The sequence below is a fragment of the Acinetobacter sp. NBRC 100985 genome (assembly GCF_000241225.1).
In the GTDB taxonomy this organism is placed as follows: domain Bacteria; phylum Pseudomonadota; class Gammaproteobacteria; order Pseudomonadales; family Moraxellaceae; genus Acinetobacter; species Acinetobacter venetianus.
In genome coordinates this window covers 126876-138724 of the sequence record NZ_BAEB01000019.1, presented here as the reverse complement: position 1 = coordinate 138724, position 11849 = coordinate 126876, and the positions used below count along the sequence as shown (strand labels likewise).

The 11849-nt window shown below is 40.7% G+C and carries 7 protein-coding genes; all 7 read left to right on the top strand.

Annotation, left to right across the window (positions count from 1 at the left end):
• Positions 1–2: 2 nt before the first annotated feature.
• The 7 genes from ACT4_RS06195 to ACT4_RS06165 all read left to right on the top strand — a co-directional run bounded on the left by ACT4_RS06195 (position 3) and on the right by ACT4_RS06165 (position 11731).
• Positions 3–530, top strand: coding sequence for a pilus assembly protein PilP (locus ACT4_RS06195; RefSeq protein ID WP_004877829.1), 528 nt, complete (start codon positions 3–5; stop codon positions 528–530).
• Between the two features lie 61 nt (positions 531–591).
• Complete coding sequence (gene pilQ / locus ACT4_RS06190; protein WP_171054780.1) at positions 592–2718, top strand: type IV pilus secretin PilQ family protein; 2127 nt, start codon at positions 592–594, stop codon at positions 2716–2718.
• Between the two features lie 19 nt (positions 2719–2737).
• Positions 2738–3298: a shikimate kinase AroK gene (gene aroK / locus ACT4_RS17495; RefSeq protein ID WP_007480733.1), complete on the top strand. Its 561-nt coding sequence runs from the start codon at positions 2738–2740 to the stop codon at positions 3296–3298.
• Between the two features lie 21 nt (positions 3299–3319).
• Entirely contained in the window at positions 3320–4402 is a 1083-nt protein-coding gene (gene aroB, locus ACT4_RS06180) for a 3-dehydroquinate synthase (protein ID WP_007480732.1), read from the top strand.
• A 16-nt stretch (positions 4403–4418) separates the two neighbouring features.
• On the top strand, positions 4419–5297 hold the full coding sequence (locus ACT4_RS06175) for a hypothetical protein (RefSeq protein ID WP_007480731.1): 879 nt from the start codon (positions 4419–4421) through the stop codon (positions 5295–5297).
• Positions 5298–5759: 462 nt separating this feature from the next.
• Entirely contained in the window at positions 5760–10238 is a 4479-nt protein-coding gene (gene gltB / locus ACT4_RS06170) for a glutamate synthase large subunit (protein WP_171054777.1), read from the top strand.
• A 71-nt stretch (positions 10239–10309) separates the two neighbouring features.
• On the top strand, positions 10310–11731 hold the full coding sequence (locus ACT4_RS06165; RefSeq protein ID WP_007480728.1) for an FAD-dependent oxidoreductase: 1422 nt from the start codon (positions 10310–10312) through the stop codon (positions 11729–11731).
• Positions 11732–11849 lie beyond the last annotated feature (118 nt).

The window sequence follows — 11849 nt, the reverse complement described above, 5'->3', positions numbered from 1 at the left end:
TAATGAATAAAACAACATTATTACTCGGCGTATTATCGCTGCTTGGTTTGTCTGGTTGTGATTCTCGTATTGACGCTGTAAATCAACAGATGGCTGCTATTCGTAATGAAGCTCCACTACCGATTGAACCAGCACCTATTTTTACACCAGTACCTTTATTTAATTATTCAGCACACCAATTAAAAAGTCCATTTATGCCAAGTTCTTTGGCTGCGGAATTAAGAATCATGGCGGGTAAACGTGTTTATCCAAACTTTAATCGTCAACCACAACCTTTAGAGAGCTATGCACTAGAGTCTCTGAATATGAAAGGTAGTATGCGTGGGAAAAGTAATGAGACGATTGCTTTGATTCAAACACCAGATGGGCAGGTAGAGCGTGTGCAAGTTGGAAGTTACTTGGGTGTAAATCAAGGACGAATTGTTAAAATCAGCCCGACACAGATTGATTTGGTGGAAATTGTACCTGATGGGCGAGAAGGGTATGTTGAAAGACCTAGAACTCTCGTTTTAATTGGGCTAGCACCGTAAGATTAAGGGAATAAAAATGAAAAAACAGTTTAAAGATTCTTTATTTGGGGAAGCGAAGACCATGAATCGTGCATTCCGACAATTTTCTATGGCTGCTATTACTATAGCGGTAATGCAGGCTGCTTCAGCTCAGGTAGCGATGACGAACATTGTACCGATGAGTTTGGCTGATCAAGGTACTGAAATTCGAATCATGTTTAATGGTTTGCCACCTCAACCACAGGCATATCAACTTGAGCAGCCAGGTCGATTAATTCTAGATTTCGATAAAGCTCAACAAACATTGAAAAAAACGTCTATTCCAGTATCTACGAATGAAGCAAATTCGATTGATGTGGCTTCTGATGATCAGCGTTCTCGTGTAATTGTAAATCTAAAAGATGCTGGTGCATTTACGACGCGTGTTGAAGGTAATACTTTTGTACTGAAAATTAATTCTGTACAACCTCAGACTAGTGCTGTAATGAAATCTTCGGTGAATCAGGTACAGCAAGGTGTGTCAAATATTGGTTTTCAGCGCGGTAAAGATGGTGAAGGTTTAGTTGTTATTGATCTGCTGGGAAGTAATACGCCAGTTGATGTTCAACAACAAGGAAGTAAGATTGTTGTTCGAACAATGGGAAGTAAAATCCCGACTCATTTAGCGCGTCGTTTAAATACCAATGATTTTGCAACACCAGTTGCCAGTATTGACGCATATAATGATAAAGGTAATGGAATTATTAATATCCAGTCTGCGGGTAGCTATGAGTATATGGCATATCAAGCAGAAAATAAGCTGACGATTAGTCTTAAGCGCCCTCAAGAGAACACACCGCAAAAAGCCAAAGCTCAGGCGTATACAGGTAATAAAATTTCTTTGGATTTCCAAGATATTGAGGTGCGCCGAGTATTACAACTTTTGGCTGACTTCACTGGAATCAATATGGTTGCTGCGGATACGGTGCAAGGAAATATTACTTTGCGTTTAAAGGATGTTCCTTGGGATCAGGCGCTAGATATTGTACTGAAAACTAAAAATTTAGATAAGCGTCGCAATGGTAATGTAATTTGGATTGCGCCTATTCCTGAATTGATCAAGTCTGAGGAAGATGAGGCGAAAGCGATTGCTCAAAGTATTAAATTAGCGCCTTTGCAAACTGAATATATTCAATTGAGCTACTCTAAAGCGGCTGACATTGAAAAACTTATTACGCAAGGTAAGAATACAAATGTTAATAATTCAAATGGGAATAATAATGATGATTTCACGGGAGGGTTACTTAGTCCTAGAGGAACGATTTCTATTGATCCAAGAACTAATACTCTAATTATTAATGATACTTCTCAAAAAATTGATCAGATCCGTAAAATGATTGATTTATTGGATGTTTCTGTTAAGCAAGTGATGATTGAGGCGCGTATTGTCAGGGCGAGTACTGATTTTACAAAAGAGATGGGGGTCAAGTGGGGAATCTTATCACAAGGTGTGACAAGTAATAATGATCTATTGGTTGGTGGTAGTGATACAACATTATGGAACCTACGTGAACCTACAAAAGATAGTGATACTGGTGGTTGGAAGTATGAAATTGAGCGCCCGGATAATTTAAATGTAGACTTAGGTGCTGTTACACCAGGTGCAAGTCGTATTGCCTTTGGTCTAATCAGTTTATCTGACTTTATGTTGGATTTAGAGCTCTCAGCTGTACAGGCTGATGGTTATGGCGAGGTGATTTCTACACCCAAAGTCATGACTGCAGATAAACAAGCGGCAAAAATTGAGTCAGGTACAAAAATCCCATATACCTCTTCTTCTGGCGGCGGAGCAAATGCAGTTCCCAAAACTGAATTTATTGACGCAACTTTAAGTTTGGATGTAACTCCTAGCATTACACCTGACGGTAAAGTAATGATGAAGTTGAATATCACTAAGGATGCGCCTAGTACGCCGACACCTACTGGTCAATTAACCATTAGCAAAAACTCTATTGATACCAATGTATTGGTGGATAATGGCGAAACCGTTGTTTTAGGTGGGATTTTTGAGCAGGAAAATATTAGCTCTCAAACAAAAGTGCCTTTCTTGGGCGATATTCCTTACATTGGTCGATTATTCCGTCGTGATCTTAAAACGGATAATAAACGTGAACTGCTAATTTTTGTGACACCGAGAATTGTTAATGACACTTTGACAAGAAATCATTAATATATTTTCAATAATTGCAATGAATATAGGTGGCGCGTTGCCAAGCAAAGCGTTTGAAACCCTACCAAATATATATTTGGTAGGGCCAATGGGGGCAGGAAAAACAACAGTCGGGCGACATCTAGCGGAATTGTTAGGTCGAGACTTTATTGATAGTGATCATGAAATCGAGCGTAAGACTGGTGCTACGATTCCATGGATTTTTGAAAAAGAGGGAGAAGTTGGCTTTCGTTTACGTGAGACCAATGTATTAAATGATTTAACTAATCGATCCTCCCTTGTCTTAGCCACTGGTGGTGGTGCAGTAACACAATTAGCAAATCGAGAATTCTTAAAACAGCGCGGCATTGTGGTTTATCTTTATACTCCTGTAGAGCTTCAATTACAGCGAACCTATCGCGATAAAAATCGCCCTCTATTACAAGTTGAAAACCCAGAGCAAAAACTACGAGATTTGTTAGCAACAAGAGATCCCTTATATCGGGAAATAGCACACCATGTTATTGAGACAAATCAAGGAGCGGCTAGGGATTTAGCACAGCGTATTCTTCAGTTAATATTATCGAAACAAGTTAAGTAATTCATTTTTGGTTTTAATGTTATGCAAACGTTACATGTTGAGTTAGGTGATCGTCGTTACCCAATTTTTATTGGGAGTCTTTTAAATCCAAAAGAGTTACTTAAGTCCTATCTGCATGGTCGGCAAGTCATGGTGGTTTCAAACACCACTGTAGCACCACTATATTTACAACATTATGTGCAAGCTTTAACTGAATTAGATAAACAAGTTGCGCAATGTATATTGCCTGATGGTGAGCAATTTAAAGATATACAGCATCTGAACTTAATTTTTGATGCACTTTTAGAAGCGGGATTTAACCGCGATTGTACTGTTTTAGCTCTAGGTGGTGGTGTAATTGGAGATATGGCGGGGTTTGCATCGGCATGTTTTCAACGTGGAGTTAATTTCGTACAAGTTCCTACAACATTATTGTCGCAAGTTGATTCGAGTGTAGGTGGAAAGACGGGTATTAATCATCCTTTAGGTAAGAATATGTTGGGTGCTTTTCAGCAACCGCAAGTTGTATTGGCTGATATGGCTCAATTAGATACCTTGCCAGATCGAGAGTTATCAGCAGGTTTGGCAGAAGTGATTAAATACGCTTTACTTGGTGATGTCGATTTTTTGGTCTGGTTGGAACAAAACATAGATGCTTTAGTTGCGCGGGATGCTAATTTGCTCGCAGAAGCAGTGTATCGTTCATGTGCACATAAAGCGCGTATTGTGGCAAATGATGAAAAAGAGCAGGGCGAGCGAGCATTGTTAAATCTTGGTCATACCTTCGGTCATGCAATTGAATCCTATCTAGGATATGGGGTTTGGTTACACGGTGAGGCGGTTGCAACAGGCATGGTCATGGCTGCTGATTTATCTCATCGTTTAGGGTGGATTTCTGAGGATGATGTGCAGCGTACAAAAAAAATCATTCAACGTGCAAATTTACCGATATCATGTCCAAAAATTCCTTTAGATGAATTTTTAGCTTATATGTCACATGATAAAAAAGTATTAAATGGTCAACTGCGCTTGGTGCTATTGAAAAAATTAGGCCAGGCTGTAATTACCAAAGACTTTGATATTGAGCTTATGAAGCAATCTATTCTTGCAAATCAATCTGTGTAGTTAATTCTAGGAAAACATGACTGTGTCCCGATCAATTTGGCAAAACATACAACAATATAGTTGGCTTGTGCTCGCATTGGCTTGTTTAATTGCTGCATTGGTTTTTTGGGGAATCACGGGTGATAAGCAAGAAGTTGTTGCTGTTGAACATCAAGCAAAAGATGAAGTCCAAGTTCAGATTCAACCGGAAAAAGTCGCAGCCACATCTCATTTAGGGGCATTGTCCGATGAGGTGAGGCCACTGGATTTAACGACTCGCGTGGTTGTATCTAATGAGCATGCACCTGAATTTAGAGGGACTAAGTACATTAAAGAAAATCAACGTCAATGGGTGATGGAGATTTTCCGTAGTTCAGATGAAACGATTATTAAAAACTTTTTATTAAATCGGCCAGACAGAAAAAACTTCGTTTATTTTCGTTTGAATAGTGATGACCAAGTTGAGCAATATGTTTTGGCATATGGGTTATTTGCAAATGCTGAAGAAGCTAAGCAGAAATTTGCGCAACTAAATTTGACTCTACCTCAATCTATTCAGCCTCAACCTCAGTCCATATCAAGTTATGCGACATATGTAAATGATTTGGGTTCTGATGAGCTTAAATCATCAACGAGTCAGTTGTATGCAATTAATTTAAGGCCAGCTGCACTGCCACGTGTTGATGAAACATTATTAATGAATGGTAGTTCATCACAAAGTGGGATGGGCTCTGATGTTAAAAAGTCTGTGGAAACATCGACGACTGTGAAGACTATCGTGACTCAACGTGATGCGGATGGGAATGTGGTTAATGTTAAACAAACTCAATCAGCACCTAAGCAAACAATAAATACTGAAAAATTAAAGGAAAATTCAGATTCTTCTCGGAAAGAAGTAACTGATCCATTTAATTAGAATGCACCTTAATGGTGCTTTTATGGGCTATTATGTGGCATTTTGGTATATTTTGGTGCAATTTTAATCGTAAATTATAATTCTTCTATAATTATAACTACACGTTATTTTAACTTTTTTAATGATTTAGTAAATTTATAACTATGTGGCATATTTTTTGCTTTCTTGTGGTGCTAATTTATCTGCTCATTGCTCTTTTTAGTGCTAAATGATTCATTATTTTGGTGAAATGGAAAGTTTTTGTGCTTTACAAAGGCTAGTTAAGGTGTAATAACTAAAAACACTTTATATGGTGAAATGCGCTGTTTCTGAAACAAGAAAGGCGTATATTTGCAAATTCGCCAGTAAAAATGTTTTCGCGAAGCATTGAACTTTATATGAGTTGATCGGCAATATCGCAGAAAATAAATTGATTGTTTGTTGCTCGAAAGAGCCATGTTGAAAGAAGGGTACGCTATGCACATGCCATCGCCAAATACTGTAGCTCCCGCTCAAGGTTTATATCAGCCTGATGAGTTTAAGGATAACTGTGGTTTCGGTTTGATTGCCCATATGAAGGGTGAATCAAGTCATCATCTGGTCGAAACAGCGATTCACAGTCTAAGTTGCATGACGCACCGTGGTGGTATTGCCGCAGATGGTAAAACTGGAGATGGATGCGGATTGTTATTGGCTATGCCTAAGCAATTTTTCCGTGATGAAGCTCAAAAACTTGGTGCGAATTTAACTGAAATCTTCGCTGCTGGTACCGTATTTTTAAATACTGATCCTGCTTTAGCGCATAATGCAAAAAATATTCTGAATAAAGAAATTGAAGCTGAAGGTTTAACGGTTGCAGCATGGCGTGTTGTACCAACTAATAATGATGCATTGGGTGAAATTGCACTGCAATCTCTACCTGTGTTCGAACAAATTCTTGTGAACTGTCCGATGGGCTTAACTGAAGTTGAGTTTAATCGTAAGTTATTCTTAGCACGTCGTCGTGCTGAACAATCGTTACACAATGATTCATTGTTTTATGTAACGACATTAGCAACGACTGTGATTAGTTATAAAGGTTTGATGATGCCAGCAGCAATTGCTGACTTCTATACCGACTTAGCTGATGAGCGTTTAAAATCTCATATTGTTGTATTCCATCAACGCTTTTCTACAAATACTTTACCGCGTTGGCCATTGGCTCAGCCGTTCCGTTATCTTGCACATAATGGTGAAATTAATACCATTACTGCGAACCGTAACTGGGCATTGGCACGTACACCAAAATTTGCAAACCCATTACTACCAGGATTAACTGAGTTAAATCCGATCGTAAACCGTACTGGTTCTGACTCTTCAAGCTTAGATAATATGCTTGAGATTCTTGTGGGTGGTGGTATGGATTTATTTCGTGCACTCCGTATGCTCGTTCCACCAGCATGGCAAAACGTTGAAACTTTAGATGCCGACTTGCGTGCTTTCTACGAGTTTAACTCTAAACATATGGAAGCTTGGGATGGCCCAGCAGGTCTTGTTATTCAAGATGGTCGTCACGCGATTTGTATGCTTGACCGTAATGGTTTGCGTCCAGCGCGTTGGGTAATTACTAAAAATGATTACATCACACTTGCTTCTGAAATTGGTGTGTGGGGTTATGAGCCTGAAGATGTTGTATCTAAAGGTCGTGTTGGTCCAGGTCAAATCTTAGTTGTAGATACTTTGACTGGTAAAGTGCTGGATACCAAAGACGTCAGTAACCACCTTAAAAACATGCGTCCATACCGTGAGTGGTTACGTGACCATGCGATCCGTTTAAAAGCAAATCCGCAACTTGAAGAGCAGCTTGTTGATCAAGGTCTAACCGGCGATGCACTTAAATCAGCTCAAAAAATGTTTATGGTGACATTTGAAGAGCGTGATCAGATTCTTCGTCCTATTGCAGAAAGTGGTCAGGAAGCTGTTGGCTCGATGGGTGATGATACGCCAATGGCTGTATTGTCTCGTCAAGTACGTCACATCTCAGATTATTTCCGCCAACAGTTTGCGCAAGTGACAAACCCACCAATTGATCCATTACGTGAATCAATCGTGATGTCACTCGAAACGTGTATTGGACGTGAACAAAACGTATTTGAGCAAGGCCCAGAACATGCGGATCGTATCATTATTGCAAGCCCTGTATTGTCGAATTCAAAAATGCAGCAGCTTCGTGATGTTGAAAAAGATCGCCAAGGCTATGGCGTAGCTGATATTGAATTGAATTATGCTGAAACAGAAGGTTTACAGGCTGCAATTACTCGTATCTGTGAAGAAGCTGCTCAAGCGGTTCGTGATGGAAAAACGTTGATCGTACTCACGGATAAAAACTTCCGTGAAGGCTTCTTACCTGCAAATGCTGTTTTGGCAACTGGTGCTGTACATCACCATTTGATTAAAACGGGTTTACGTACCGATGCAAATATTTTAGTGGAAACGGGCTTTGCACGTGATCCACATCAATTTGCAGTGTTACTTGGTTTCGGTGCAACAGCGATTTATCCATACTTGGCTTATGATGTGATCAATGATTTGGTTGCTAAAGGCGAGTTATTGGGTGATCCAATTCATGCTCAAGCAAACTTCCGCAAAGGGATTGAGAAAGGTCTATTAAAAGTTCTTTCTAAAATGGGTATCTCTACCGTTGCATCTTATCGTGGCGGTCAGCTGTTTGAAGCGGTTGGTTTATCTTCTGAGGTCGTTGATCAATGTTTCCTTGGTGTACCAAGCCGTATCCAAGGTGCGACATTTGCTGATTTGGAAAATGATCAGAAAAAATTGGCAATAACTGCTTGGCAAAATCGTAAGCCGATTGATCAAGGTGGTTTGCTTAAATTCGTATTTGGCAAAGAGTACCATGCGTTCAATCCTGATGTGATCAATGCTTTGCATAAGTCAGTACGCTCTGGTCAATATCAAGACTTTAAAGAGTATGCTGAGCTTGTAAATAACCGTCCAATTGCGACAATCCGTGATTTATTTAAGTTAAAAACAACGGATTCAATTGCCATTGATCAAGTTGAAAGTATTGAAGAGATTCTGCCACGCTTTGACTCTGCGGGCATGTCTTTAGGTGCATTATCCCCAGAAGCGCATGAAGCAATTGCAATTGCGATGAATACGATTGGTGGGCGTTCGAACTCAGGTGAGGGCGGCGAAGATCCAGCGCGTTATGGCACGATTCGTAATTCGAAAATCAAGCAAATTGCATCAGGTCGTTTCGGTGTTACGCCAGCATATTTAACTTCTGCTGAAGTTCTTCAGATTAAAGTAGCACAAGGTGCGAAACCGGGTGAGGGTGGTCAGTTACCAGGTGGTAAAGTGAATGGCTTAATTGCGCGTTTACGTTATTCAGTACCAGGTGTCACACTCATTTCGCCACCACCGCATCACGATATTTATTCGATTGAAGATTTATCGCAGTTGATTTTTGACTTGAAACAAGTCAACCCACAAGCGATGGTTTCAGTAAAATTGGTATCTGAGCCGGGTGTGGGTACGATCGCGGCAGGTGTTGCGAAGGCATATGCTGACTTTATTACGATTTCTGGTTATGACGGTGGTACGGCAGCATCTCCACTTTCTTCAATTCACCACGCGGGTTCTCCATGGGAACTTGGTTTGAGTGAAGCGCATCAAGCATTACGTGTAAATGACTTACGTGGCAAAGTGCGTGTTCAAACAGATGGTGGTTTGAAAACTGGTTTAGATGTGATTAAAGCAGCAATCTTGGGTGCGGAAAGTTTTGGCTTCGGTTCCACACCAATGATCGCGTTAGGTTGTAAATATCTCCGTATTTGCCATTTAAATAACTGTGCAACGGGTGTTGCAACTCAACAAGATCATTTACGCCAAGAACATTATATTGGTGAGCCACAAATGCTCATTAATTTCTTCAAGTTTATTGCTGAAGAAACACGTGAATGGTTAGCAGCACTTGGTGTTGCGTCATTGAAAGATTTGATTGGTCGCGTTGATTTACTTGAAGTTTTACCAGGTGAAACTGAAAAACATGCTCATCTAGATCTTAGTGCTTTATTGACTTCACATCCATCAGCTGAAGGTAAAGCTCAGTATTGCCAAGTTCAAGGTAATGCGCCATTTGATAAAGGTGTATTGGCTGAGAAAATGGTTGCTGAAATGCTACCAGCAATTGAATCAGGTGCAGGCGGTTCATTCAACTTCACAGTAGGTAACTGTGACCGTTCGATTGGTGCTCGTATCTCAGGTGAAATCGCGCGTCGCTATGGTAACTTGGGTATGGAAAGCAGCCCAGTTGTTATGAATCTTGAGGGTACTGCTGGTCAATCGCTTGGTGTTTGGAATGCAGGCGGTTTGCATATCAAACTAGAAGGTGATGCCAACGACTATGTCGGTAAAGGTATGGCGGGTGGTCGTGTATCGATTTTCCCACCAAAAGGTTCACCATTCCAAACACAAAATACCGCGATTATTGGTAACACTTGTTTATATGGTGCAACAGGCGGTAAGTTGTTTGCTGCAGGTACTGCGGGCGAGCGTTTTGCGGTTCGTAACTCAGGCGCATTTGCAGTTATTGAAGGTGCTGGCGATCACTGCTGTGAATACATGACAGGTGGCGTGGTAACCGTATTGGGTAAAGTCGGTCATAATTTCGGTGCGGGTATGACAGGTGGCTTTGCTTATGTACTTGATCTTGATAATGACTTTGTTGATTACTACAACCATGAACTAATTGATCTTAACCGTATCTCAACTGAGTCTATGGAAGATCACAAAGAATACTTACTACGAATTTTAGATGAGCACATCCAAGAAACAGGAAGTGCTTGGGCATACAAAATCCGTAATGAGTTCGACTTCTATAGTCGTAAGTTCTGGCTTGTAAAACCAAAAGCTGCTAATTTGCAAACGCTTTTGAAAACAACTCAAGCTGACCCACAATAATTCCACGACTGCAAAGACATAGGCAGGTGCAAAGATGAGAGACATCCTTGCGCCTACCCACGGAGAGAGACATGGCAGAACGCCTTAATAATGACTTTCAATTTCTGGATGTAGCACGCCAAGATCCAGAGAAAAAAGATATTACTGTCCGCAAGGCAGAGTTTGTGGAAATTTATAAACCTTTTACTGCGGATGTGGCTGCAAACCAGACCCATCGTTGTTTAGGTTGTGGTAACCCTTATTGTGAATGGAAATGTCCAGTACATAACTACATTCCAAACTGGTTAAAGTTGATTGCTGAAGGTCAAATTTTCCAAGCAGCGGAACTTTGTCATCAAACCAATACTTTGCCAGAAGTATGTGGTCGTGTATGTCCGCAAGACCGCTTGTGTGAAGGTGCATGTACACTCAATGATGGCTTTGGTGCTGTAACTATCGGTAATGCTGAGAAATATATCAACGATACGGCCTTTGCTTTAGGTTGGCGTCCAGATATGTCTGGCGTTAAGTGGACCAACAAAAAAGTTGCGATTATTGGTGCTGGTCCAGCAGGTTTAGGCTGTGCAGATATTCTAGCGCGTGGTGGTGTTAAACCAGTTGTATTTGATAAACGTCCTGAAATTGGCGGTCTACTCACATTCGGTATTCCAGAATTTAAGATGGAAAAAGATGTGATGAAACGCCGCCGTGAAATCTTCACAGGCATGGGAATTGAATTCCGTTTAAATACCGAAATTGGTGTTGATGTTACCATTGAGCAATTACTTGCTGAATATGATGCTGTGTTTATGGGAATGGGAACTTACACCTACATGAAAGGTGGTTTCCCTGGCGAAGACCTAAATGGTGTTTATGATGCTTTAGATTTCCTCATTGCCAACGTCAATCGTTGCCAAGGTTGGGAAAAAGATCCTAGCGAATACATCAGTGTAGACGGCAAGAAAGTGATTGTTCTAGGTGGTGGCGACACTGCAATGGACTGTAACCGTACTTCATTGCGCCAAGGCGCGCACGAAGTAACTTGTGCTTATCGTCGTGACGAAAGCAACATGCCGGGTTCTGCTCGTGAAGTGAAGAATGCGTATGAAGAGGGTGTAAAATTCCTATTCAACCGTCAGCCAATTGAAATCGTGGGTGAGAATGGCAAAGTCACAGGTGTTAAAGTTGTGACAACGCAAATGGGTGAGCCAGATAGTCGTGGTCGTCGTAGCCCTGAGCCAATTCCGGGTTCTGAAGAAGTATTAGCAGCTGATGCAGTGTTGCTAGCTTTTGGTTTCCGTCCAAGCCCTGCTGATTGGTTTGCCAATGCTAAAGTAGGTTTAGATGGTTCAGGTCGAGTGATTGCTGCTGAACAACAAGAATTTAAATTTCAAACCTCGAATCCAAAAATCTTCGCTGGCGGAGATATGGTGCGTGGTTCTGATCTTGTTGTGACTGCTATTTGGGAAGGTCGTCAAGCTGCTGAAGGTATTTTAGATTATCTTGGTGTTTAATCTCCCAATGCTGTAAATCACATTAAAATAAAGCCTGCACCATGCAGGCTTTATGATTTTCATCTTGTCAGTTTGGTAGTTTTAGCAAATTTTATAAGCTTTTTTGCCCTGTCCTTGC

Coding starts and splice junctions, on each gene's coding strand:
- pilQ (WP_171054780.1), top strand. CDS start 592: ATGAATCGTGCATTCCGACAATTTTCTATGGCTGCTATTACTATAGCG.
- ACT4_RS06165 (WP_007480728.1), top strand. CDS start 10,310: ATGGCAGAACGCCTTAATAATGACTTTCAATTTCTGGATGTAGCACGC.
- aroK (WP_007480733.1), top strand. CDS start 2,738: ATGAATATAGGTGGCGCGTTGCCAAGCAAAGCGTTTGAAACCCTACCA.
- ACT4_RS06195 (WP_004877829.1), top strand. CDS start 3: ATGAATAAAACAACATTATTACTCGGCGTATTATCGCTGCTTGGTTTG.
- gltB (WP_171054777.1), top strand. CDS start 5,760: ATGCCATCGCCAAATACTGTAGCTCCCGCTCAAGGTTTATATCAGCCT.
- ACT4_RS06175 (WP_007480731.1), top strand. CDS start 4,419: ATGACTGTGTCCCGATCAATTTGGCAAAACATACAACAATATAGTTGG.
- aroB (WP_007480732.1), top strand. CDS start 3,320: ATGCAAACGTTACATGTTGAGTTAGGTGATCGTCGTTACCCAATTTTT.